At 30.3% G+C, this 26728-nt stretch carries 19 protein-coding genes, 1 tRNA gene and 1 other RNA gene; 15 read left to right on the forward strand and 6 right to left on the reverse strand.

What is annotated here, in order from left to right; all coding sequences use genetic code 11:
* The first annotated feature begins 10 nt into the window (after positions 1 to 10).
* The 10 genes from PXD04_RS15175 (at position 11) to PXD04_RS15220 (ending at position 12146) form a co-directional block, all read left to right on the forward strand.
* Positions 11 to 2647 carry a valine--tRNA ligase gene (locus PXD04_RS15175; protein ID WP_323735669.1) on the forward strand — a complete coding sequence of 879 codons (2637 nt, stop codon included), beginning with the start codon at positions 11 to 13 and terminating at the stop codon, positions 2645 to 2647.
* Positions 2648 to 2714: 67 nt separating this feature from the next.
* Complete coding sequence (gene aroA, locus PXD04_RS15180) at positions 2715 to 3992, forward strand: 3-phosphoshikimate 1-carboxyvinyltransferase (RefSeq protein WP_323735670.1); 1278 nt, start codon at positions 2715 to 2717, stop codon at positions 3990 to 3992.
* A gap of 12 nt (positions 3993 to 4004) precedes the next feature.
* Positions 4005 to 4658, forward strand: coding sequence for an endonuclease III (nth, locus tag PXD04_RS15185; RefSeq protein ID WP_323735671.1), 654 nt, complete (start codon positions 4005 to 4007; stop codon positions 4656 to 4658).
* Between the two features lie 203 nt (positions 4659 to 4861).
* Entirely contained in the window at positions 4862 to 6367 is a 1506-nt protein-coding gene (locus PXD04_RS15190) for a DUF6270 domain-containing protein (protein ID WP_323735672.1), read from the forward strand.
* Positions 6368 to 6544: 177 nt separating this feature from the next.
* Entirely contained in the window at positions 6545 to 8749 is a 2205-nt protein-coding gene (locus tag PXD04_RS15195; protein WP_323735673.1) for a glycosyltransferase family 2 protein, read from the forward strand.
* 18 nt (positions 8750 to 8767) lie between these two features.
* The gene (locus tag PXD04_RS15200; protein ID WP_323735674.1) at positions 8768 to 9811 is read left to right on the forward strand and encodes a glycosyltransferase family 2 protein; all 1044 of its coding nucleotides are present in this window, start codon (positions 8768 to 8770) and stop codon (positions 9809 to 9811) included.
* A gap of 28 nt (positions 9812 to 9839) precedes the next feature.
* Positions 9840 to 10820 (forward strand): glycosyltransferase, encoded by a 981-nt coding sequence (locus PXD04_RS15205; RefSeq protein WP_323735675.1) that lies wholly within the window; start codon positions 9840 to 9842, stop codon positions 10818 to 10820.
* Between the two features lie 232 nt (positions 10821 to 11052).
* Positions 11053 to 11368, forward strand: an RNA gene (gene ffs / locus PXD04_RS15210) — signal recognition particle sRNA.
* 73 nt (positions 11369 to 11441) lie between these two features.
* Positions 11442 to 11525, forward strand: a tRNA-Ser gene (locus PXD04_RS15215).
* A gap of 102 nt (positions 11526 to 11627) precedes the next feature.
* The gene (locus PXD04_RS15220) at positions 11628 to 12146 is read left to right on the forward strand and encodes a hypothetical protein (RefSeq protein WP_323735676.1); all 519 of its coding nucleotides are present in this window, start codon (positions 11628 to 11630) and stop codon (positions 12144 to 12146) included.
* A gap of 4 nt (positions 12147 to 12150) precedes the next feature.
* Here PXD04_RS15220 and PXD04_RS15225 read toward each other — a convergent pair whose 3' ends face one another.
* Together PXD04_RS15225 and PXD04_RS15230 are read right to left on the reverse strand one after the other, a co-directional pair.
* Complete coding sequence (locus PXD04_RS15225) at positions 12151 to 13263, reverse strand: pyridoxal phosphate-dependent aminotransferase (RefSeq protein ID WP_323735677.1); 1113 nt, start codon at positions 13261 to 13263, stop codon at positions 12151 to 12153.
* Between the two features lie 29 nt (positions 13264 to 13292).
* The gene (locus PXD04_RS15230) at positions 13293 to 14852 is read right to left on the reverse strand and encodes a radical SAM protein (RefSeq protein WP_323735678.1); all 1560 of its coding nucleotides are present in this window, start codon (positions 14850 to 14852) and stop codon (positions 13293 to 13295) included.
* Positions 14853 to 16233: 1381 nt separating this feature from the next.
* Here PXD04_RS15230 and PXD04_RS15235 point away from each other — a divergent pair.
* Positions 16234 to 16695 (forward strand): phosphopantetheine adenylyltransferase, encoded by a 462-nt coding sequence (locus PXD04_RS15235; RefSeq protein WP_323737455.1) that lies wholly within the window; start codon positions 16234 to 16236, stop codon positions 16693 to 16695.
* On the opposite strand, the gene PXD04_RS15240 is transcribed toward PXD04_RS15235, so the two are convergent.
* Positions 16690 to 16869: a class III signal peptide-containing protein gene (locus tag PXD04_RS15240; RefSeq protein ID WP_323735679.1), complete on the reverse strand. Its 180-nt coding sequence runs from the start codon at positions 16867 to 16869 to the stop codon at positions 16690 to 16692. The genes PXD04_RS15235 and PXD04_RS15240 overlap by 6 nt on opposite strands.
* Before the next feature lie 7 nt (positions 16870 to 16876).
* Positions 16877 to 17065 (reverse strand): class III signal peptide-containing protein, encoded by a 189-nt coding sequence (locus tag PXD04_RS15245; protein WP_409988272.1) that lies wholly within the window; start codon positions 17063 to 17065, stop codon positions 16877 to 16879.
* A 173-nt stretch (positions 17066 to 17238) separates the two neighbouring features.
* Here PXD04_RS15245 and PXD04_RS15250 point away from each other — a divergent pair, with 173 nt between their 5' ends.
* The 3 genes from PXD04_RS15250 to PXD04_RS15260 are packed head-to-tail and all read left to right on the forward strand — an operon-like array spanning position 17239 to position 19115.
* Positions 17239 to 18081, forward strand: a complete 843-nt coding sequence (locus PXD04_RS15250) for a glycosyltransferase family protein (protein ID WP_323735680.1) — start codon at positions 17239 to 17241, stop codon at positions 18079 to 18081.
* Positions 18060 to 18386, forward strand: coding sequence for a glycosyltransferase (locus PXD04_RS15255; RefSeq protein ID WP_323735681.1), 327 nt, complete (start codon positions 18060 to 18062; stop codon positions 18384 to 18386). Before PXD04_RS15250 ends, PXD04_RS15255 begins: the two co-directional genes overlap by 22 nt.
* A gap of 24 nt (positions 18387 to 18410) precedes the next feature.
* A complete protein-coding gene (locus tag PXD04_RS15260; protein WP_323735682.1) occupies positions 18411 to 19115 on the forward strand; it encodes a metal-dependent hydrolase in 705 nt (234 codons plus the stop codon).
* Positions 19116 to 19222: 107 nt separating this feature from the next.
* On the opposite strand, the gene rqcH is transcribed toward PXD04_RS15260, so the two are convergent.
* Positions 19223 to 21238, reverse strand: a complete 2016-nt coding sequence (gene rqcH, locus PXD04_RS15265; RefSeq protein WP_323737457.1) for a ribosome rescue protein RqcH — start codon at positions 21236 to 21238, stop codon at positions 19223 to 19225.
* 150 nt (positions 21239 to 21388) lie between these two features.
* Here rqcH and PXD04_RS15270 point away from each other — a divergent pair, with 150 nt between their 5' ends.
* Positions 21389 to 23629, forward strand: coding sequence for a DUF1919 domain-containing protein (locus PXD04_RS15270; RefSeq protein WP_323735683.1), 2241 nt, complete (start codon positions 21389 to 21391; stop codon positions 23627 to 23629).
* 8 nt (positions 23630 to 23637) lie between these two features.
* Here PXD04_RS15270 and PXD04_RS15275 read toward each other — a convergent pair whose 3' ends face one another.
* Complete coding sequence (locus tag PXD04_RS15275) at positions 23638 to 26712, reverse strand: glycosyltransferase (RefSeq protein WP_323735684.1); 3075 nt, start codon at positions 26710 to 26712, stop codon at positions 23638 to 23640.
* Positions 26713 to 26728: the final 16 nt, after the last annotated feature.

The following is a 26728-nucleotide window of genomic DNA, read 5'->3' on the forward strand; positions in this document are numbered from 1 at the left end:
TATTTTTTAAATGAGTAGTAATGAAATTCCAAAAGATTATGATCATACAAAAGAAGAAGAATTACAAACACTATGGCAGAACGATAACACTTACCGGTTCATAGGTGATGGAACAAGACCAACATACATCATAGACACACCACCACCATACCCAACAGGAAAATTACACATGGGACACGTATTAAACTGGGTGTACATGGATATAATTGCCAGATACAAACGTATGAACAATTTTGACGTATTGTTCCCACAAGGATGGGACTGTCATGGACTACCAACAGAAGTAAAAGTAGAAGAAATCCATGAAATCAAGAAAAACGATGTACCAAGAGAAACATTCCGTGATTATTGTATAGACCTAACCCATGAAAACATAGAAAAAATGAGAAAACAAATGCGTAGCATGGGATACTCACAGGACTGGGACCATGAATACATTACAATGCTACCAGAAAACAAGAAAAGAACACAATTATCATTCCTCAAACTATACAATGATGACATGATCTATCAGGACATTCACCCTATAAACTGGTGTCCACGTTGTGAAACAGCAATTGCGTTTGCAGAAGTAGAATACAAGGATAACACAACAAAACTAAACTATGTGAACTTCCCTGCAACAGATGGTTCAGGAAATGCAACAATCGCAACCACCAGGCCAGAATTATTATGTGCATGTGTAGCAGTAGTAGTACACCCAGAAGATGAAAGATACACAAATCTACATGGAAAAACAGTAACACTACCAATATACAACAGAGAAGTAACAATCATAACCGATGAATCAGTAGACCCAGAATATGGTACCGGGGTCGTAATGATCTGTACCTTCGGGGATAAAACAGACGTTGAATGGGTAACCAAATACGATCTTGATGTAATCGATGCAATAAGTGAGAATGGGTTAATGCTACCAGTAGCAGGAAAATATGAAGGAATGCAAATAAAAGAATGCAGAAAAGCAATCATCGATGACCTAAAAAATGAAGGATTCCTCATAAAACAAGAAGATGTAGAACAGAATGTGGGACTCTGCTGGAGATGTAAAACACCAATAGAAATCATGACAAAAAAACAATGGTTCGTAGCAGTAAATAAAATGCAGGAAGAAATTATTGAACAAGCAAAAAATATGAGATGGATACCAGGACACATGTACCAGAGACTAGAAAACTGGGCAAACAGTATGGACTGGGACTGGTGTATCTCAAGACAAAGACTATTTGCAACACCAATACCAGTATGGTACTGTGATGAATGCCATGAAGTAGTACTTCCAAGTGAAGAACAATTACCTGTAGATCCAACACTAGATAAGCCAGACCATGCATGTAAATGTGGATGCGAATCATTCACACCTGAAGAGGATGTGCTGGACACATGGATGGACAGTTCAATAACACCCCTAACAATAGCTGACTGGCCAAATCCTGGATGGGAAAAAGTATATCCATCAACACTAAGACCACAGGGACATGACATCATCAGAACATGGGCATACTACACAATAATGCGTTGCTATGCACTAACAGGAGAAAAACCATTCGATGAACTAGTTATCAATGGTATGGTATTTGGTGAAGACGGACATAAAATGAGTAAATCCTTAGGTAATGTTATAGCACCTGAAGAAGTCATCTCAGAATATGGGGCAGATGCACTAAGATTATGGAGTGCAAACAGTGTACCTGGATCTGATGTGCCATTCGGATGGAAAGACATAAAACATGCATATAAATTCCTACGAAAATTCTGGAACGCTTTCAGATTCATTAACATGCACCTTGATGAAAACATACCTGATCAATTAACAGAAAATAATATTATAGACCAGTGGATATTATCAAAACTTAACAGACTAAATCAGACAGTTACCGAAGCATTTGAGGAATACAACTTTGCAAATGCAGAACAAGCAATCTATGACTTTGTATGGCATGATTTCTGTGATGAATACATTGAAGCAGTTAAATACAGGTTATATGAAGACACAACATCCACGCAGGATGCAAAGTTCACACTTAAGAAAGTTATAGAAACAGTACTAAAACTAATGGCACCTATCACACCATTCTTTGCTGACCAGGTAAATAGTTATCTTGGAAACAAATCATATGACTTACATAATGGTGGATGGCCTGAAATAGAGGAAGAATTAATAAGTGATGAAATAGAATTAACAGGTAGTTATGCAATTGATGTAATAGATGAGCTACGAAGATACAAGTCATCACATGGAATACCATTAAATCAACTACTTAACACGGTGAACATATACACTGAGGATGTTGAAAAAGTCAACTCCACAATAGATGATATTAAAAACACAAACAAGGTTGATAATATCACAGTTCAAAATGGAAAACCTGACTTACATGAAAAGGTAAATAAAGTAGAACCAATCATGAGTAAAATAGGACCAGTTTTCAAACAAAATGCAAAGAAAATCATAGACTACATAGCAAACACTGACCCACAAGAAATCATGAAAGAACTAGAAGAAAACGGAGAAGTAAAAGTAGAAGATGTAGCATTCACAAAAGAACACATAACAACAGAATCAGACCTTGTAAGTAAAACAGGAGAAATAGTAGACATCATAAAAACCGAAAACTACGAAATATTACTAGAAGTACAACAATAAAACAGTACTTCAAACACTACTCATTTTAAACAATTTTTTTTTAATAATTACATTGGAGACTCTTTTTATGGACTTAAAAATAGAAAAAGTAGAAAAAATCACAGGAACAATAAAAGCACCCGCATCAAAAAGCTACTCACACAGAGCATTCATAGCAGCAGCACTAGCAGAAGGAGAATCAGTACTAAGAGACCCACTATACTCCGAAGACACACTAGCAACACTAGAAGCATGCGAACAATTAGGAGCACTATTCCAAAGATACCCCGATAAATGCATAGTACAAGGAACAGCAGGATACATAAGAACACCAGACAACATAATAGACGTAAAAAACAGTGGAACAAGCGTCAGAATACTAAGCAGCATAGCAGCAATAGCACCAAGAGCAAACTACACAATATTCACAGGAGACGAATCACTACGAAAAAGACCAATGCAAGACCTGATAGATGCACTAGAAAACCTAGGAGTAAACATACACTCATCACAAAGCAACGGAACACCACCAATCATAGTAAAAGGAGGATTTGATGGGGGAGAAACAGACATCAAAGGTGACGTAAGCAGTCAATTCATATCCTCAATCATAATGGCAGCACCATACTCCAAAAAACCAGTAACACTAAATGTAAGAGGAACATTCGTATCAAAACCATACGTAAACATGACACTATCAGTTATAAGCAAATTCGGAATAGAATTCGAATACGACACAACAAACCAGCCAGAATACTCATCATACTACATAGAACCACAAAAATATGAATGCACAGACTACACAATAGAAGGAGACTACTCATCAGCATCATACATCCTAGCCGTTGCAAGCATGATCCCATCAGACATAACAATCCAAAACCTCTACAAAGACTCAATGCAGGGAGACAAAATCATAGTAGATATAATACAAAAAATGGGAGCCAACGTAACAATCAACGAAACAGACATACACATAAAAAGTGATGGAAAACTCAAAGCATTTGACATAGACTTATCAAACGCACCAGACCTTCTACCAACAGTAGCAGTACTAATGGCACAAGCAGAAGGAACATCCAAGATAACAGGAGTAGAACATGCACGATATAAAGAAACAGACAGAGTACATAACTGTGCAATAGAACTAGAAAACGTCGGAGTAGAAGTGGAAGAACTACGTGACGGACTAATAATCAAGGGAAAACCAACAGGTGGCCTAGTCGACTCACACATGGACCATCGTATGGTAATGGCATTCTATGTATTAGGACTGAAAATAGGAAACATCAGCATAAAAGACGCATCCTGTTATGACATATCATTCCCCAACTTTATAGATGTAATGAACAAAATCTCAAACTAAGGAATCAAGAAAATGGACGAAAATATGAAAGGAAACTTCTCAACAGATGAAATAAAATTCATAGTTGACGAACTAGAATCAATATTTGAAAGAAGAACATTCGAAGACCAAACACCTTACCAGGTACTTATAAGAACAATACTATCCCAACGAACAAGGGACGAAAACACTGACAAAGCAACAGAAAGCCTATTTAAGGTATATCCCACGATGGAAGAAGTAGCAGAAGCACCAGTAGAAGAAATAGCACAACTAGTACGACAGGCAGGATTCTATAATGTGAAAGCAGCAAGAATAAAAGAAGTGTCAAACATACTACTCGATGAATATGGGGGAATCGTTCCGGATAATATTAAGGAACTAATGAAATTACCTGGTGTTGGCAGAAAAACTGCAAACTGCGTACTAGTATTTGGCTTCCAAAAGGATGCAATACCTGTAGATGTGCATGTTCACAGGATATCCAACCGTTTAGGACTTGTTCATACAAAAGAACCCGAGGAAACCGAAGATGTTCTACGTGAAATAGTGCCCCAGGAGTACTGGTTACCCATTAATGATTTAATGGTTCAGTTTGGTCAAAACATATGTAAACCAATCAACCCACAACACATGGAATGCCCATTCACAGACTTATGTGAATTATACAATACAGAACTTGAATAAATGAAGACTGTATTTTTTTTCATTTTATTTTTAATAAAGTGTTAAAATCTAATATGCTCTGATGGATATTATTGTTTTTCTTATATCTTTTTTCAATTCAAAAAAGTAATATTCTAATGGACATATTTTTAATATAAAGAATTAAATTTAAATAATATTAAAATTAAACTTTTAAACATAATAATTTGTAGGGGAATAATTTTTTGTCAAACAATTCTGAAAACAATATAAAAAAAGAAATGTTAACTGAATACGAAGAACAGTTAGACTTAATATTCAATAATTTTAAGGATAAAACGATTGATCAGGAACGCTTCAAAAACAGTTTGCATTGGTTAAAACAAGTTTGGAAATATTCACGTATAGATATAAAAAATAGGGGCAATGCTTCAAATGATATTAAATTCTTTGAAAGAGATATAAGGTATGATAAGGATTTATCAATAGAAGCTCCAGACTGGTTCCAAAATGAAAATGGTAAAGGAGTAAAAATAGAATTTAAAGGTAGAAAAAAACATTTACACTTCCAATGTAAAAATGATGGCCATTTGGAAATAGCAGTCAGGGGATTTGATTACAGAAACATACATGATGAAAGAAAACCGGTATACATAAATTGTATAACTCTCATATTAAATGGTAAAAGTTTCATCTCTAAGGATATGTTAATAGATCATGATAATCCATTCTTATTCTCAAAGAGATGCCATAATCTTGAAAGAATAAATGTAGAAATAGAAACAAAAACTATTTACTATTATTATCCAGAATTGGATAACTTCTTTAATACGGATGATGTCAACATATTAACTAAAGATTGTGAAGAAACCAAAAAATTTATTGACACACAAAAAACAGCATTAAACAACAACAGTAACATAATAAATTTTAATGTCACAAACAAAGAAGAAAAAGCAGAAACCACGAAAACTAATATCGCAATATTTGGTTCATGTGTTAGTGTTGATCCATTCAGAACCTGTTATAACAATTATAAAAAAGATTTTAACAAGATGTATGAACATCAGAGAAGCACAATAATCAGTTTAATGAACCCAAAAATAAGTTATGCAGAAGAGGATATTAAGTACTTAATCAATGCTCCGGATAAACTATTCATAGATTCTGATATAAGAAGAGATTTTGAAAAAGAAATATTCAAACACCTTGATAACATAGATTATCTTGTAATCAATATGGTTCATGACATCCGGTGGGGAGTATTTGCATTTGAAGATACATATATTACGAGAAGTGACTATATCTATAAAACAAAATTCTATGAAAACAACCAATCAAAGCTACGACCTATCACCATATTTGATAATGAACATGAATACTTTGAATTATGGAAAGACAATTGTGACAAATTCTTCGAATACTTATCCAAAAACTATCCGAAACTAAAAGTAATCCTACAAAAAATAGAACTAAAAGATCAGTACATAAAATATGATGGAACTTATGGATATAGACAGGATTTCCATGAACAAGCACAAAAATTAAACCCTTATTTCAAAAAGTTAGAACAGTACATTGAAGATAATCATGATACAATAGTAATACCATTCCCATCAGATACATCGTTAGATGAAGGAAATATTTGGGGATTATATTCCACTCATTATTCTAGAAGTTATTATGAGAATGTTTTCAATAAAATTAAGATTCATGTTTTAGAAGATAAATTACATGATTCTAATAAATAATATTTTCTTTTTTTTTAAACTTTTTTTCAGTCTTAAAAAATATATGGGTAAAATATAAACTTTTTAAATAACATACTAAATATATTAATGAATTTTTTTTTCATGATTCTATAATATTTTCAATAATAATAAATAACTAAGTTACTAGAATAAGTTACAGGTTAATGGGAGATTTTTATGGTAGGAATATCAATAATAATGCCAGTTTATGATGTATCTAATTATTTACAAAACGCTATCAACAGTATTGAAAATCAAACATTTGAAGATGTAGAAGTAATATGTGTAAATGATGGATCAACAGATAATTCTCTAGAAGTATTAAATAAAATAAAAAAAGATTATGATAAACTAGTAATAGTAAACCAGGAAAATGCGGGTCCGGGAATAGCAAGAAACACTGGAATAGACTATGCTACTGGGGAATACATAGCATTTTTGGATTCTGATGACATCTTTCTTGACGAAGATGCATTAGAAAAAATGTACAATTCCGCTAAGGAAAACAATGCCGACCTGGTCTGTGGAAATCTTAAATGGATAAACCAAGATTACACCGTAGACAAGTACTATGATTATGTGAACACAAAATATGCATATGCATTTAAAGAAGAAGAAAAAACTACACAGGAATATGGTATTCCTTTCGCATTCTATAAAAACATTTTTAAAAAAGAATTTTTAAATCAATATAATATTCGTTTTCCTAACATGCGTGCAGGTGAAGACCCTATATTCATGGCTAATGTATTAACCAACACAGATAAATGTTATATGGTGCCTGTAGACTTGTATGGATATAATCATTCCATTGGTGGAGGAGTTAACGAGAAAATTGACTCATATGAAAAAAAATATTCTTATATCATTCATTTCAAGGAAATTTTTGACATATTTAAGAAAAACAATTTTAACTCAGCACTGTCATTATACAAGAACGAATTCATCCGTTATTATCTAATTTACTCTGATAATATGCAGGACCCTGAAATCATTGAAATAATAAGAAGTAACTTCAATAATTATGAAGATTACTTTAATAAGGAAGATTTCGGATACTTTATAATGGATTATATTGTTAATGAAGATATGGGTGCATCCTCTGATGAGTATAATTTAATCAAGAAATGTTTATTTGAAGAGGCATGCCTAAACAATAACTTCATTGAATTAGATGAACTGAAAGAATATGTTAAACTAATGGATGAGGACAAATATTCTTCTGATAAAAATAATCTGGCTAAATCTTCATATCATGAATTAAACACAATTAAAACAGTAACAGATAAGAATATTGACAGTGTAACTGAAGAATTACAAGGCTTAAAGGATGAATTAACTTCACAATACTATGATAATAATGCTGAATTCCTTAGAAAATACTATGAATCAAGATTTGACATTAAAAATGTTGGAGAAGAAGATAATGACGTTACTTTACTTGAATGTGATGATGTTATGTGTATTCCATCCAAGCCATCATGGTTTACTGATGAGGAAGGAAAAGGTATGGTATTAAATAGTATTAAAGGTGACATAAACTTTACTTTCCAGTGTGTAAATGATGGTCTTCTAAGAATTAACTTTAAAGGATTAGATTATAGGGATAAAAAAGACAACCGTATTCCAATATTCATAGATTTCTCTGAAGTAATAGTTGATGGGGTTAATTATGTGAATAGAAGTAGGGTAGCATGGCATGATAATCCAATCGTTGTCGAGAAAGAAGTGCGGGATGGTCAAACTGTTAATGTACGTGCAAAATGGTCTCCATTAAATTATAGTAGTAACTTAGAATTGTTCAGTAACTATGATGAATTATCCTATCTTGTTTCAGAGGGCAGAATGGATATCAAGAACTTTGGAAGCAAGGATAATAATGTTAAAATATTGAATCAGGATGAGCTGGAATGTGAAATTACCCAACCTGAATGGTTTGTTGATGAAGAAGGTAAAGGATTAATAATAGAATCTAATGAGGGAAAAATTAACTTACAAGTTGAATGTGAGGGTGATGGTGATTTCCTCATAGAATTCCGTAGTATCGATTATAGGGATGATCAAGATAATAGGATTCCAGTTTTAATCAAGTATAATAGTATTATAGTTGATGGTGAAACGATATTGGATAAGGAAAGAGTGTCATGGCATGATGATCCTATACTTTTTGAGCAAAAAGTTAAAGATGGGCAGGTGCTGAATATTGAAGCAAAATGGTCCTTATTTAATGATAAGTATTATGAAGTCGAAGAGTTACTTGACTTAAAATATAGATTATATTATGAAAATATGGAATTAAGAAAGTTCAGAGACACAGTTATTAACTCAACTTCTTGGAAAATAACAAGTCCTTTACGTTTACTTAAAAGGATAATACGATAATGTGGGGGATTGATTACTATGGTAGAAATTTCTGTAATAATGTATGTTTACAATAATCAAATCTTCTTAAATGAATCATTGGATAGCATAATAAATCAAACATTGGATGACATTGAAATAATATGTATTGATGATGCATCAAGTGATGCTTCACTAGAAATACTCAGTGAATATCAGCAAAAATATGATAATTTAAAAATAGATTCCTATGAACATATTGGATTAGCTGATGCTTTAAACAGTACCTTAGATAAAATAAATGGAAAATATGTTTATATAACAAATCCGGGATGTATACTTAGTGAGGATGCTTTAAAAATATTATTTGAAAAATCTGAAGAAAATATTTCACAAGTAACAGTATCTAACAAGAAAATTTTAGATGAAACCGGTCATATTGAAGAAGAAAAAGCATTCAATAAAGTAGGTGGGCAGGTATTCAACTATGAATCTATTGATGATTTAACAAAAATGGATGTTTCAATAGAAAATAAATTATTCAATACCAATTTTATTAAAGAAAATAATATTAAGTTTATGAATGATGATGTTAAATCATTTGTATATAATTCCATATTCCAGTCTGAAAGAATTTCATACATTAAAAAAGCATTATTCACAATTAAACAGTATTATCAAAAATTAAATAAAATTAATGATAATCAGCTATTTAACACAATACCTATACAGAATAACATTATAGATATATTCAGGCAATTCAATAAATTGGAAACTAATAATAATAAATTATATGATAATAAAATGTGGACAACCCTGGATGCATTGAATAAAATTTCTCCAGACTATAAAGAGAATTATTATAATGCTATTCGTGAAGATTTAAAACAAATATTATTAGATGATAATTTTTGCAACGAATTCTTGGATAATATATCATTACATTATAGGAAATTCTTTGAAATGATTATAATCTCAGAGACTTACTATGAATATGAGTTATTGAAGAAAACATACTATAAAATGAATGATTACTATGGATTATTAATTGATAGAAATTATTATAGGAATGTTCAAGAAAAGAAAAAAGAGATGGAATCATAAAAAAAAATTTAATGTGGGGGATAAGATAATGAATACATCACCAATAATTTCTGTAATAATGCCGTCATTAAATGTTGAAGATTATATGCAGCAGTGTTTAAAAAGTGTTCTTAATCAATCATTAACTGATATTGAAGTGATTTGTATAGATGCAGGATCCACAGACAAAACAGTAGATATAATAAAGGAATGTCAAAAAGATGATGATAGGATAAAGTTTTTAACTTCTGATAAGAAAAGTTACGGATACCAAGTAAACATGGGACTTAAGGAAGCCAAGGGAAAATATATTAGTATTATTGAAACTGATGATTATATCAGCAGTAACATGTTTGAAACATTGTATTCTCTTTCAGAAGATGATACTGTCGACATTATTAAAAGTAATTTCTTCTATCTGAATGATTATGATAAAAATGATGTGCAAATAAAAATTGATGTTGCTAAAAGAAATCTTGTTAATAATGGTGTATTTACTTTAAAAGAAGAACCATTAATAGTGGAGGGCCATCCATCAATTTGGGCAGGTATTTATCGTAGGAACTTCTTAATTGATAATAATATTAACTTCCTGGAAGTTCCTAAGGGTGGCTGGGTTGATAATCCATTTTTCTATGAAACTGCTATTAAGGCTGAAAAAATACGTTATATTAATGATGCATTTTATTATTATAGGATAACTAATCCTAACTCTTCTACTAATGATTTTGGTGATAATAAATTACCAATGCAGAGAATTCTGGATATTTATGATGTTTTTGAACGATGTGGTGAGGATGATTTAAATGTTGTTTTAATGTTTTATATTCGTATTTTCAGGTATATAGAAATTATATTGGAGAATACTGATGGTGGTTTGGATAGTTTAGATTATGATACTTGTTCTATTATTCAAAAAGTATTATCTAAGGTGGATGAATCATTAGTTAAAGAATATATGAATAAGAATTTTAAGGCATTGTATTATAAGTTTATGTCACCTCTCGTGTTACTAAAATTTAACACTTAATTATTAACTTCCATAAAAAGAATATAGATTATCTATATTCAAAAATTATTTTTACTAATTTCATTGTTCTAATCATTTATCTAAAAGTTGTTACAAATAATTTATATGCTTATCGTTATCAACTGCATAATTCTCAATCACTTTTATTAAAATATTCTTCATAATAATTAACTATTTTTATACCTGTTCATTAAATTTCAAAACATTTATTAATACCTTTAAACTTAAATTATAATAGGCTAGGTTGGGAGGTTAGTGGTCTCTTGTAAGCTCAAATCCTCTATATGGAGCAACCGAAGTTTTTGGAGAGGCATATTAAATATTAATAAGCCTATTTCTGTGATGTCGAAGTCTCGTCCCATAGGATTAGCGGTAATAGGGGTTCAACTGGAGGGTTGGATTAAACTATTTTAATTAATTGAATGGGTCAGGTCTGGAAAGAAGCAGCTCTGTTTTAGACAACTGATGTTTATGGATCAGCGGGGTGGAGTTACGGAATTAGATCACTTATTTCTATGAGGTATGTCCATCCAATTACATGCCGCTCTGAAACAATAACATTAAAATCGTAAACTATAAATGTAACAAATAACATACTTTTATACAGTCTTATTTTAACAAGTCGAGATGGCCCAGCCTGGTACGGCGGTGGCCTGCTAAGCCACTGGACAGATGTCCACCCGGGTTCGAATCCCGGTCTCGGCGCTTACTTATTTTTAACAAAATTTTACAATTAAATCTAGAAATAATATTATAACCTATTTTTAATAAATATAATAAACAATTAACATAATAGGTGGTAATTCTATGACAAACAATGCTCAAAACGAATTTATTTCTAAAGCAAAAAAAGAAATAGAACAAAGAATCAAAACAGAAACCAAAACATTAAAACTATTAAACACAGAAAAAAAAGAATTAATAAATGCAATACAAGGATACAAAAATTACCATCACGAACTCGAACATTTCATAGAAGACAATGCAAAAGACTTCAAAACAACACCAGAAGAATTACCAGAATACTTTAAAAGCAACATAAATGATGTATATCAAAGCTATGTGCAAATAAAACAAGACGCAAAAGAAGAAATACAAACACTACAAAAATACATCACGCACTGCAAAAAAGAAACAAATACAAACCAACGAACACTAAAATTCTACCGATCACAATACATGGACAGTGACTTCTTCGATGAATGCTTACCACTAGTACAAATATACCAAGAAAAAATAGAAATATACCAAGAAAACATAACACTAACAGAAAAAACAATAAAAGAATTAGAAAAAATAGAAAAAGAACTAGAAAAATGGAAATAAAATATTAAACAATTTTTTCCAACCTTCTCATAGCCTCCTCAAGATTCTCATAACTCTGAGCATAAGACAACCTAATAAATTCCTCACCCATACTACCAAAAGCACCACCAGGAACCATAATAACATCTTCTTTTACAGCCTTCTGAACAAAATCAACTGGATTATCATGATGGAAGAACACATAAAAAGCACCATCAGGCATTACACAATCAAGACCCATATCATTAAGACTACCAACAACAAGATCCCTTCTTCTTCTAAACTCACTTGTCATCTCACTCACACAATCCTGACTACCAGTTAAAGCAGTATTACAGGCAACCTGAGTAGCAGTATCAATACAAGCAACATTATACTGATGAACCTTAAGAATTTCCTCAATAATCTCAGGACTAGAAGCACAATAACCAACACGTAAACCAGTCATAGCATAAGCCTTACTAAAACCATTTATCGTCACAGCATTATCAGTAAAACTCTGGAAACTATAATGTTTCTTACCATAAATAATCTTCTCATAGATTTCATCAGAAAAAATAATAAATTCCTTATCAGTAGCAAGATCACTAATAGCCTTAATATCCTCTTTTTCCATAACAGCACCAGTAGGATTACAAGGAGAATTAATTACAATTGCCTTAGTGTCCGGAGTAAGAGCATCCTCAACATCAGATACTGTAGTTTTAAACCCATTTTTGCTACTTGACTTAACAGGAACACTATTTGCACCAGCAAGACGTACACACTCAGCATAAGATAAAAAACCAGGATCTGGAATTAAAACATCATCACCCGGATTAACAAGTGCCTGAATACTAGAATATAAAGCTTCACTAGCACCAACAGTAACAATCACATCATCACTGGAAACTCTGATATCATTATCTTTATTTAATTTACGAGCAATACTTTCACGTAACTTTGGTTCACCCTTATTCTGTGAATAATGAGTAAAATTATTATCCAATGCATTCTTCAATGATTCAATAATATGTTTTGGACAATCAAAATCAGGTTCACCAAGTGCTAGATTAATAGCAGTAGGACTAGCCTGTTCAAACATTTTACGTACCTGTGATAAATTAATATCTTTAACTCTATCTGCTCCAATATTCATAATAAACTACCTCAATTCAAATTAAAACTCTAATTACAACTTCCACAATTATAACAACCATCACTTTCACACCATGGAGTTACAATAGCATCATTTACTTTTTCATACTCTTTTACCAGGAATTTTTCATTAATACCAACATCAATTTCATGCCAAGGAACATGATAATCATCATTCAACTTAGCTTTATTAATACTATATGCAAGCTTGTACCAATCCTTAAATGAAATTTTATCTCCCACTTTTAACAAATCATTTAATTCAACACCACTATTAGTAAGAACATACTGTATAGTAGCTTTTTTCAAGTTTTCTTGTTTATTTCTATGTCTTAGACGAACACTGTACTTCTTAAACCTATCAAACAGGGTATCATAATCAAAACCCATAAACTGTAAAGGAGTATGAGGTTTAGGAATCAGAGGATTAACACTAGTTGTAATGGCATTATAACGAACACCACGACTAGTTATTGCTCTAAGAAAATTAACTAACTCTAAAACGTCATCATTGGTTTCACCGGGAGTACCTAAAAGAAGATACATTTTCACTTTTAACTTCAAGTCAAGAGCCCGGTCAATAGTACTGACAATATCCTTATCAGTCATTGGCTTATTAAGCTTAAGACGTTGCTTATAAGTGGTTTCAGGTGCAATGGTAATAGTTTTCATACCACTTGTCTTAAAAATCTCTAAAAGTTCATCACTAACAGATTCAACACGAAGTGATGGAGTAGCAATCTGAAAACCATCCTCATATAAATTCCAACATAACTCCTCAATCTTACTATAATCACTAACAGCCTCACCAATAAGTGCAACCTTGTTATGACCAGTTGCATGACGAGTTTTAACAGCAGTGTCTAATAGAATATCTAGTGGCACTTCACGTCGGGGCCTGTACATACAACCACTCATACAAAACCTACATCCACGGGTACAACCTCGTGAAACTTCCATAAGGAATGCATCAGTACCAAATGCAGGAACAAACTTCTTATTATCAGTTTTGGTTACAATCTGGTAAATAGGTCTCCAAGCATCCTTCATATTCTTAACTTGTTGTATTTTCACTGGTTCACCAGGTTTATAAACACCAGGTATGTCCAGGAAATCATAAATGTCTTCACGGGGGTTATTTGTATCACTCCTGACATCAATGATATCATCAATAATCATCTCAGCATCACCTATTACAAACAAGTCAATAAACTTGGAAATAGGAAGAGGATTGGATGCTGCACAAGGGCCCCCGGCAATTACTAAGGGGTCGTTTGGACGTCTGTTCTTGCTTTCTAATGGAATATTGCTACGTTTTAACATGTCAATCATGTTAAAATAGTCCTGTTCAAATTGTAAAGTAAATCCCACAATATCAAAATCAGCAAGGTCACTTCTGGTTTCAATACTCTTGGTTTGTGGATAAATAACTCTTTCACAATAAATATCCTCACGAGCATTAAGATAATCATAGATAATCTGATAACCTAACGAAGTCATTGCAACCCTATAAACATTAGGATAACATGAAGCAAAACGTGTTATCACTTTTCTAGGATTTTTAATTACTGTGTTATATTCTTCAATCATTTTAATATTCCATTATAAACTAGTAAGTTATATTTATATAATTATAAATTATTATTTTTATTCATTATTATTAGTCAAATTATTTAAGATTAATCTTTAATTTGAAATATGATCATAAATTAAGAAAAACATGATGGATAAATGCAGGTATTAATGAACTAAAACTATTTTGCATTTTGTATGTAATGACATGAAAAATTTAAACTATATATTATGTTACACAACTGATTGAATGAACCAATAATGGAATATGTAATTTTTAATGGAATTTATCAACTATTTATATGATTTAATTTATTGCTGAAATTAATATTAAATAAATTATGAATTATAAAAGTTAATTTGAAAAGGAGAATTAATTTCGTGGTGCAAGATATTCTAAACTTATATTTAATGTATTTTTGGGGATAATATCTCTTAAAATTCTAGATTTTAATTAAAAGAGTATTAGTAAGTTAACTGTCTATGATATTTTGGTTTTCACACATTTTATATTTATAGCAATTTTTTCTTTAATTCCTTGAGAATAGTTTCAAAGAATTCCTTTATTATGGGTTTCATTATTTAAAGTATTTCAAAGAATGACAAAATTTACTCTAAGATAATTATGAGCAAACTGATGTCTCATTCCAATCACATCAGGCCATGGAAAAAAATTATTATCATCTTTGATATATTTAGATAATTTTTCAGAATATTCTTCAATGTTAATAACAATCATCCCCGCTGAAAGAGAGTTTCTTTTATCATTAATAAATTCATTATAATCATAATTAATTTCATCTAATAAATATTCAACATCTGAACAGTTTTCCTAAATGAACTCAAATTATTCAATATCTATTTGTATAGGATTTTTATCTTTTTTTTTCATATAATAATACTCCATATTTTTTTTAATCTTATTTAAAAATTTAGGGTTTTCAATATTTGTTGAAACTAAATTAACATGGCAACCAAAAAAGTGATTTTAATTTTCTTACTAATGAAGAATATTGAAGTAATCCCGTTAATTCACTATTATATAAAAGATTAATATCACTATCTTCAGTTGCTTCACCTTTTGATATGATTCAAACAAGAATAAACTTATAAATTATACTCTTGGGTATTATGTACTGATTTTTCTTTAATTTTATCAATACTGTATACCATTTTTTAATAGTCTCCTTCGTTTGACTAATAGTACTTTTTATATGCAGATAAATAATTTTTTGATTGAAATACATTTCATTATAATTATTCATTTTTTGGTTTTTTAAAGTCAACAAGAATACTTTTATTTATCTCTTAAAAAAACTGATAAATATGATTTAATATTATTTTAAATATTATATTAAACAAAGAGTTATAATAGTATTTAATTATTTTTGAGGATATTATTTTGAATAAAAAGTATAAAAAGATAGCAGTTGGTGGAACTTTTGATAAGTTCCATAGGGGTCATGAAAAACTACTTGGTACTGCTTTTGAATTGGGTGATGAAGTTTTAATTGGGGTTTCTTCTGATGTTTTTGCAAGTAGTAAAAGTCATGAAATTGAACCATTGGATAAGAGGGTTTGTAAAATTATTTCCTTCTTGGAACAATTTGATAATACTTATGAAATAAAGGAGATTTTTGATTCTTGCGGTACTGCTGATGTTGACTCTGATCTTGATGCTATTGTTGTCAGTGAAGAAACTGAAAAGTCTGCTGAGTATATTAATAGTTTACGTTATGAACGTAATCTTGAATTACTGGATATTATTGTTATTGAATGGATAATGGCTGATGATGGGACTCCTATTTCTTCTACACGTATACGTAAGGGGGAGATAAATAAGAAAGGTAAGTTATTATAATTTGTTAAGTATATTATCTCTTCCGGTTATTATTACTTCTTTTGTCTGGTTTGTTATCTCATGGAGTGTATTTGTTGTGTAGTATGCTGTTATCAGTACTATCATGCTCATTATTGAAAGAATTAATATTAGTTCTGCACTTACTTGTCCTTTGCTATCTAGTTTTATTTTCATATTTTTTCTAGGTTTTTGTTAGGTTTTGTCTTATTTGTTCGGCATCATCTTTGGCATTGAATGTTTCTCCGTTTGAGAAGTAGTTTGAATATATTTGTAGTGCTACTAATGCTATTATTATCACTCCTCCGAAGAGTAGTATGTATTCTGCTGCTCCTTGTCCTTTTTCGTCTTTTATGATGTTTATTATGTTCACCTCCTAATGTATTACTATTTACACTTTTTAGTAATAATATTATATAAGTATTACTATTACTCTAATAAAGTAATAATTTTTAAGAAAAAAATATAACATATAACAAAAAACATAATAATAACAAATAAAGCAAAAAACACACAAACAAAAAAACTTCAAAGGAAAAGAAAAAAATGAAAATACTAATAACAACATGCGGAGTAGGAATAGGACACGCATCCAGAGACATAGCACTAGCACAATACCTGGAACAAAACCAACACCAAATAGAATTCGCAAGCTATGGATCAGGACTAAACTACCTAAAAAAATACAAATACAAAACACACAACCTACCCCCAATGAACTTTGAAGGAAAAGAAGGAGAAATAAACATCGAAGAATCAATAAAACAATCCAAAGACATACCATTCACATTCATAAAAAGCATGTACAAAGAATCAAGAATCATAAAAAAATCAAAACCAGACATAATAATATCAGACTCACACTACTCCATGCCAATAACAGCAAAATTCCTAAACATACCATGCTACATAATAACAAACGACCTAACATTCGGATTCTCAAAAAGCACAGAACTAAAAAGCATAAAATACTTCGAAAAAGGAATAAGAAAATTCATAATAGAAATAACAAAAGGATGCCAAAAAATACTCATACCAGACATACCAGGAAACATACAAATACCCGAAGAACTACAAAACAAAACATCACACATCGGACCACTACTACACAACAACTACAAACAAATAGACACAAAAGAAAACCTAAGAAAAAAACACAAATTCACAAACAACGAAAAAATAATAGTAGTAACCATAGGAGGAAGTGAATTCGGAAAAATCCTAATAAAAAACATCTGCACAATATCAGAACAAATAAAAGCAGATAAAATAATAATATTCACAGGACTAGAAGTAAAATCAGAATCATTCCACAACTTCAACAAAGAAAAACTAATAATCAAAGACTTCACACACAACCTAGTAGAATGGATGAAACTATCGACCTAACAATAACACTCGCAGGACACACAACAAGCATGGAACTAATATCAATACAAAAACCAAACATAATGATACCAATAACAAACCACATAGAACAAGAAAGAAACGCAAAACGAATGAAACAATGCGGAATAACAATAACAACAGAAATAAACAATCCACCAGAACTACTAAAACAAATAAACAAAACACTAGACAACATAGAAAACATAAAAATAAACAGAGAATACTACAATACATTCATAGAATATGATGGACGAAAGAATGCACATAACATAATAACAAATTTTAATCAAATAAAACAAATATAACAATAACAAATGAAGGTGATTAGAGTGAAAATAGAATACTTGGGACATTCAGCATTTGAAATAACAACAGAAGAAGGAATGAAAATATTAATAGACCCATTCATAAGTGCAAACCCATCATGCACAAAACCAGTCGAATTATTTAAACCAGACATAATACTAGTAACACACGGACACATGGACCACTTCGGAGACACACTAGAAATAGCAAACAATACAGGAGCAACAGTAATATCAACACATGAAATAGCAACATTCATACAAAAACAAGGACTAAACGCCATAGGCATGAACATTGGAGGATCAATATCAGTAAACAACCTAATAAACATAACAATGACAGATGCAAGGCACTCATCCGGCCTAGACTTCCTAGAAAACATGGAAGAAGGAGGAGTATCCACAGGATTTGTAATAACCCTAGAAAACGGCAAAAAAATATACCATGCAGGAGACACAGGGCTCTTCGGAGACATGAAAATGGTCATAGGAGACATATACCAACCAGATATAGCACTATTGCCAATAGGTGACAAATTCACAATGGGAATCGAAGACGCAGCAATAGCAGCATCATGGCTACAATCCAGAATAGTAATACCAATGCACTATGATACATTCGAAGAAATAGAACAAGACACAAACCTCTTTGCAAAATATGTGGAAGAAGCAAGTCTTGGAACAATCACAGTAGTACTTCAACCAGGAGAAAACTACCAAGAAGAATAAATTATAATAAATAACATAAAAAATAAAAATAGAACTAGGAAAGATTAAACAAAAAAACTAAAATTATATCCTAAAAAAAATAATACATAAGAAAATAATCATTTTTCTTATAAAATCTTTCCATATTTTTGTTTATACTCACGTACATCAAGTAAATCACATTTACCGCTAGGTAAACTACGTACGATATCATCAACACCAAACATTTTTTCTGAATCAATCTTACTCAAAATTTCCTTACTTATACGCTCTTTTTTAGTAAAACCTGGCTTGACAATAACAAAATTATCAGTTAAACGTTCAACACACTGAACAGGACCAGCCATAACACGTTTATCACCATCATAATCAACTATGCCAATAGCAATCAATACAGGAACATTACGAATAAAATTCTTACGACCACGAATAACAAAAGCACCCTTCTTCAAGAACTCACCAGACTGAGGAGTCTTAGAAACCTGATCCAAATTAACCCAATAACTATCATAACTACTAAAACCCTCACTCCAAGCACTACTATAACTACTAGCAAAACAAGCAGCATCATAAAGAGTACTTTCAGGAATTACTTCATCACCATCATTCTGGACAATAGTGGAAGGAGCACCATGAATATCACAATGTAAATAAATATCATTATTCTTAGAGTATTTCTTCACAACCTGTTCATTACTATTTGCATCACGACCACCAATGACAAGAAAACCGTCACGACTAATAAACCATCTGAGTTTCTCATACCATTTAAGTTCACGTTTAACCTTAGGCTTCTGCTTCTCTTTAAGCTCCGCGATAGCAACTTCCTTCTTATCCTGTAAACGTTTAATCTCTTTCTTAGTATTTTCAATAGCTTCCTTCACACCACTAATCTTTCGTTTAGCCTTCTTACCCTTATTATAATATTTTTCAGTACTCTCAGGAATACCAATATTACTATCAACCTGAACAACAACATCATCCAATTTCAATGTAAGAACACCCATCTTATCAACAGATTCAATCATACTAAGCTCAGGAATATTACCTTCCTTCTTAGATTTCTTAATAATCGATGAAATTTCCTTCCAGGAATATTTAAGCCGAGCATTACTTATAACATCAAGTATCTGCTGGATTTCATTATAATGGGCATAAATTGTATCTCCCTTATGTTGTGTATCATCAATAGTTTTATAAAATCCTTTCAGTGATTCTTCCTGCATATGTAAACGTTTTTCAAACTTACCTATACGTTTACTCCATGCATCTTCCTCCTGGTTTTTAATTTCGTTAACTATTTTTTTACTATAAAAATCATCAGCAGCTTTATTAAATGTTTCAAAAGTTTTACTTTCAAAACCTTCATAATTATTTAAGTTAATAGGAACCAAATCCTTATTTTTAGAATTATCCTCCTTATCAAGTATTATCTGAGGATTAGGTTCATTCTCTACTCTATAAAATAATTTCTTAATAGCTTCATCCAATTCATATACTTCATCATCACTTATTTCACCAGCAGGAGTAGACTTGTCAATATTTGTATATCCTATAACTTCTTCAGCATATAACCCGCCAAGACCATTTGTAGCAATAGTACGAGTAATATCAGCATCAGAACTTTCAAGAACACTTCTTATCTCTGAGGGATTAGTATTATTAATATTAATGCCCTTCTCTGGAGGATACTTGTACTCTTCATGAGAAGTAACCTTACGGTCCTGCCATTTCCTATGCTTTAATGGAGAAATAATATTCTTATTCTCATCAAGTAGAATAACATTACCTTTACTAAATAATTCCACGACAAGAGTATACTCCACATTCTTCTGAACAGTAATTTCTATGATTCTATCAAAATTATGTTGCTTAACACTGGTAATACTACCTCCAGCCAAATGTTTTCTAAGAAGCATAGGAAAATTTGGTGGAATGGTTGGATTAGGTTGTGGATAATCGGTTAAATGAATACGAACACCTGCCTGCATAACCAAATCCTTACGTCCCTCACCAGCCTTTCTTAATTTAATTCTAATAGTATCATATGTAGGCTGATATGACTTATCAATACGGGCACCAATAAGTTCATCATTCAATTCCTTCACAATTCTGTAAACATCTACATTAGACATTGATTTAATAATAACACTCTCAAAATAATTTTCTATATAATTCTATAACTCTCATCTTAATTAAAATTTCCATTATGATTTATAAGTAATATTTTTAATCTAAAAACTATAAAATAATATATAAAAATGATTATTTTTTCATGTTGAGAAGTGTGTAATATGGGATCAAATGTAGTATTAATCGGAAAAATAGCAGATTACCAATCTAATTTTAATTTAATCAATATGCAAATTCAAAAAGGAATATTAAACATTCTAGGATGGGTATTAGAAGAATCAAATTATGAAACAATAGATGATATTCCAGTTTACTCCTCATATTCAGAGATTAAAGATTTGGACTTTGATTATTTTATCTTATTAACCGAAAATAAGGAATATTATAATAGTATATCAGTCGAAAATAATTTTAAACAAAAAATTATACCAATAAGAGTATTTAATTTACCATTTTTTGATTTTGAAAAGTATCAAAAATTACTTGAAAATCCTCCATCAATTATAAGCAGACATTGTTGGGGTGGAATTGTTTATCATAGTTTAGGATTACAATTCAGGTCACCATTCGTGAATTTATTTTTACACGAGACCGATTTTAATAAATTAGCTAAAAATTTTTCTTATTACATGAACAAAGAACTGGAATATATTCAGGAAGGTTTTGATCCAATTCTTAAAACAAATTATCCAATAGTACGACTTGGAGACTTAACATTATACTTTAATCATTATTCTACATTTGAAGAAGCCAAGACTAAATGGGATGAACGAAAAAAGAGAATAAATTATGATAATTTGTTCTTTGAAACAACAACTGAACTAAAAAGTGTAGCACTACAATTCAAATCATTAGATTTAGAACGAAAAATTTGTTTCTGTGTTGATGATATTGAAGGAAAAGGAATGATAAACTGTGTAGACACAATTCCCGAATTTAGAAGAGGAAAATTAGGCATGTTTGTTAATGGAACAGCAACTGGCGAAATACCTTACTTTGATCTGATAGATTTATTATTAAATTATAATTATACTTCCAGAATTAAAGTTCCACAAAGATCAGATAAAGAAAGAGCATACTCATACTATAAGACAACAAACCTATATGAACTAGAATATACCAGATTCTTTGGTTTAGATGAACAAGTACCATGGGAATTAAATGATAACATACAGCTATCAAATTTTATAGAAAACTTAGGTATTAATCATCCTAAAATATACTATAAACTAGATAATATATCCGATTTAAAGAAAATAGAAAATAATTTACCAACAAAGTTTTTCCTCAAAAGCTCTTACAAAACATCAAGTAACATGATGCTGCTTAAAAAATTCGATGACAATCATTTTGTTGATGAATTTTCATCAAAAAAATATACAATTGATGAAATAATTAATGAAAATATTAATAAATTCAATTCAGTAAAAGAAATAAATCCTTATTTTGTTGTAGAGGAGTATATAGGTAATTTCCTACCAAATCTTAAGGTTCCTTTAGAATATAAAATATTCTGTTTTAATGGAATTCCAAAGATAATTTTACAAACTAATAAAAACAATCAGACATATAGCTTTTCATTATTTGACGGAACTTTTATTCCATTACATGAAGGAAGAGATTGGTTTATTGATAAAACTTTAGCAGAAGTGGGAATTCCAATCATACCACCAAATGCATATAAAATATTAGCTCAATCAATTAAAATATCCCAATCAATAGGTGACAAACTAGTTATAATTGACTGGTTTGATAATGCTGAAGAACCAGTATTTAAAGGATTAACTTTTGCGAGTAAGGAATTATTCACTGGAATGTTTTCATTATCAAGGGAAATAATATTAAATCTAAATACTTCCCTGGATAAACAATATCCTATGGCTTATATTGAGAAAGGATACAGAGTTGATGAAACTAAATTATATAATTGTCTCAGTCAAGAATTAAATTTCTATACTCAAGAATATAATGATTTACTAAATAGTTGGGCAGAGGGTAATATGGAATCATTAGAAAAAATAAGTTCCTACTTTAAAAAAGTAGCTTCTTCAGAAAGTGATGAGATTAAAAAAAGACTTTATCAACATTTAGAAATTGCATGGCTAGAAACTTTATTATTATATGATGAATTGTTAACAGAAAACCTATGTCGACAAATAAGGGCAGGATGGGGCTTCGTATTTTTAAAAACAATATATCATAATCAAAGAATAAATGAAGCAAATGAAATATTATATCATAACGCAAAAGAAAGTGATTGGTATAAAATTAGGTGGGCACAATTCATATTAGATTTAAGTGATAATGAAGCAGAAATAAGTCAAGCAAAAGAATATGTGAATACTTATTCAGAAAAAGGAATGGATTATGCATTAAGTGTGAAAGAAAAATATGCTTTATGAGTAGACTATTAGTCTACATCCCATTTAGCAGTTTTAAACCCATACTTCTTCTGTTCTTCTGGCGACCATCTGTTTTGAACATATAAAAGATTATGTTCCTTCTCAGATTTTTTTCTAAGCGTACTGGTTGCTTGTTGTAATTTATGATACACTCTTGCCTCAGATACATGATATATCTTCTGATTAAGAATGCTACGAATATAATTGCAATATATCATATCTGATCTGAAATGTCTTCCTAGTTCAGCATCTAATCCTAATGATTTATTGTATGTGTCACGTTTAATGTATACGCAGAAAAATGCTGCGAAACTAATTTCAGTATATTCACCATTATGGAATAATGGAACATTAATAATATTCTTATGATGGTTTGATAAATTCACATCACATTCAATATTTTTTTGAGCAAATGGTACATGAACATTAATTGTTTTAGTATTTGCAGGCAATACTTGTTGTGGAACAGTTATTCCACAATCTTTTAATTCATAAGCTGCTTTTTGTAGTAATGGTATTGCATTTTTAGTTACAACAGCATCATTATTTAGTAAAAGAATATCATTTCTTATATCTGAAATTTCAATTCCTTGATTAACTGCATAAGTAAATCCAAGATTTTCATTGTTTAATATTAATTTAATTTTATGTTTATCTTTTAAATCAATCAGATATTTTATTACATCTTCACTAGAATTATTATCTATAACAATAATTTCGAGCCAAGAAGCTTTTAATTCAAATAGTGAGTTCAAACATTCTTTTAAATCTTTTAAAGATTCATAACTTGGAATGATTACACTCACGCCATGTTTCATGTTAAAATCATATTTTTTGGACTCTAATCTCTTTTTTTGATTTTCAATCACTATTTCGGATTGGTTTAATAATTTAACATCATTTGATATGGAATTTTCTGCAATATTAAAATAATAGTTAGATAATATGACTGGTATTGAATATATTTTCCCGTAGGTCATATATTTTAATATTAAATCCCAATCTACAAAACGTTTTAAACCTTCATCAAAACCGCCATTTTCTTCATATATCTCACGGGTATGACAAAAACTATTTAAGTCAACATAGTTCCTGTTCATTAATAACCCTTTGTTTATGGTACCATATCGTATATATTTAAGGTTGTTCTTTTCTTTTTCATACACGTATTGTCCTGAATATAATGCATCAGCATCTTCAAGTACATTGAATGCTCCAATCATAGTTTTAACATAATCTTTTTCCCAATTGTTATCTGAGTCCAAGTACATTATGTATTTTCCTCTGGATTCTTTTAAACCAATGTTTCTGGACTTGGAAACTCCATAATTTTCTGGATTATTTATTAATTTTATACGATTGTCATCAAAACTATTTATCTTGTCAAGAGTGTTGTCCGTACTATTATCATTAATGATTATTAACTCTAAATTCTTATAACTTTGAGTTAAAACAGATGTAATTGCATTTTCTATTAAATCTTCCCTATTATAGACTGGCATTATCACAGTAACTAGGGGGTTATCATTTACATTTCCACATAAATATTTGGCAATATTATTCATTACGGCAAGTATTTTCTTTCTAGGTTCATTTAATGGTAAAATCATTTCTGGTGATGTCATACTATGGGAAAAGAATCTTTCTATATTATTTTCAAAGTCATACTTGACAAATGAATGACTTATCTCGCTAATTACTTTGTTTTCTGCTATTAATTGTATTTTATGTTCTTTTCCGTCAATAAAGTCATCGGGAATGCTGAATTCAAAGCCATGTTTTCCTTGATTTATATGTTTTAGTTTAAGGTCTTCCCTGTATATGTCGGCTATTATTGGATAGGATTTGTTTTCAATCTTTATTTTTGCAGGTACTGGTTCATTATTTCCAATTTCTGCCACCCATCCTTTAATCAAAGTATCCTTTATGCTGCTCTGAAAAGCTCCTTTCACTGGTTTTTTGGAGCTACGATCATTTTTCTTGGAATTGTAGGTAATTTCATCAATTTTGAAAGTATCAAAGTATATTAATTCAATTTTGTGGTCATTGTTGTCTTTGTATTCTTCTGGGATAATAAATTCAAATCCGTGTTCGCCGTGATTTATATGTTTTTTTTCTAAATCTTCCCGGTAAATGTTAGCGTTTAGGGGATATATTTTATTATCAATTTTAAGTTTAGCATCTATTGGGTAATTGTTTCCAATTTCAGCTATCCAACCTCTCAGAACATTATCCAGTACTGTTTCTTGTACTGTTCCTCTGATATGTAAATTTATGTCTCGTTCTTCTTTTCTTCCGTACAATAAGTAATGTAATGCTGGATTGATACTTATATTATTCAAGTCTGGATTTGCTTCGATATATCTATGATAATTAAATTCTTCATTAGGTTTTTGATTTTTATTAAGACAGTTATACAAGTAATGTAAATACACGTTATTACAATTTTTAATCTTGTATGTTCGAAGGTAATATCCAATATTTAAAAAGTTACTTTCATCTAATTGCTTGTATGATTTAATATTAAGTGGCAGGTTTTTAATTCCACCTATCTGTTTTGAATGAATTAATAAACTTAAAGGGTATATGGTGGATGATATTTTATTTTTTAAATTTTTATTTTTATTATATTCGTTTAAATATATTTGATTTAAAATGTTGTTTAACATTGGATTAAATTTATAACTGTTATTTAATTTCTTATCCAGATTATCAAATAAGTATATGAGATCATAATTTTCTGAAAGAGATATTGTTGTTAAGTTGTATTCGTTTAAGTCTTCATTAATTTTCTTATCTGATTTAATAATTAATAATGGAATTTCATCAGTTTCTTTCTTAATTATTTTAAGATAGTTTTCTGATGAAAAATCAGTGTTATCAATAATTAGATCATAACTGTTTTTTGAAAAACTTTTTTTAAAGTTTTGTATGAAATCATTTTCATTAACAGAAAGGGTTACGCCTTTTTTATCATTAAATGCATTATTTAAAAATATGTTTTCATTTATACTTGTGTCCTTAATGAATAAAATATTATCAATATCAATATTTTTTATAAAATCATAAATTATCTCTTCCACAAAATCCCTTCATTAA

The sequence above is a fragment of the Methanosphaera sp. ISO3-F5 genome, from assembly GCF_034480035.2.
In the GTDB taxonomy this organism is placed as follows: domain Archaea; phylum Methanobacteriota; class Methanobacteria; order Methanobacteriales; family Methanobacteriaceae; genus Methanosphaera.

Bases quoted from the DNA above. Each gene is read 5' to 3' on its own strand.
- nth (WP_323735671.1), top strand. From the start codon at position 4,005: ATGGACGAAAATATGAAAGGAAACTTCTCAACAGATGAAATAAAATTC.
- PXD04_RS15270 (WP_323735683.1), top strand. From the start codon at position 21,389: ATGGGATCAAATGTAGTATTAATCGGAAAAATAGCAGATTACCAATCT.
- PXD04_RS15250 (WP_323735680.1), top strand. From the start codon at position 17,239: ATGAAAATACTAATAACAACATGCGGAGTAGGAATAGGACACGCATCC.
- PXD04_RS15205 (WP_323735675.1), top strand. From the start codon at position 9,840: ATGAATACATCACCAATAATTTCTGTAATAATGCCGTCATTAAATGTT.
- PXD04_RS15175 (WP_323735669.1), top strand. From the start codon at position 11: ATGAGTAGTAATGAAATTCCAAAAGATTATGATCATACAAAAGAAGAA.
- PXD04_RS15230 (WP_323735678.1), bottom strand. From the start codon at position 14,852: ATGATTGAAGAATATAACACAGTAATTAAAAATCCTAGAAAAGTGATA.
- PXD04_RS15240 (WP_323735679.1), bottom strand. From the start codon at position 16,869: ATGAAAATAAAACTAGATAGCAAAGGACAAGTAAGTGCAGAACTAATA.
- aroA (WP_323735670.1), top strand. From the start codon at position 2,715: ATGGACTTAAAAATAGAAAAAGTAGAAAAAATCACAGGAACAATAAAA.
- PXD04_RS15200 (WP_323735674.1), top strand. From the start codon at position 8,768: ATGGTAGAAATTTCTGTAATAATGTATGTTTACAATAATCAAATCTTC.
- PXD04_RS15255 (WP_323735681.1), top strand. From the start codon at position 18,060: ATGGATGAAACTATCGACCTAACAATAACACTCGCAGGACACACAACA.
- PXD04_RS15220 (WP_323735676.1), top strand. From the start codon at position 11,628: ATGACAAACAATGCTCAAAACGAATTTATTTCTAAAGCAAAAAAAGAA.
- PXD04_RS15195 (WP_323735673.1), top strand. From the start codon at position 6,545: ATGGTAGGAATATCAATAATAATGCCAGTTTATGATGTATCTAATTAT.
- PXD04_RS15225 (WP_323735677.1), bottom strand. From the start codon at position 13,263: ATGAATATTGGAGCAGATAGAGTTAAAGATATTAATTTATCACAGGTA.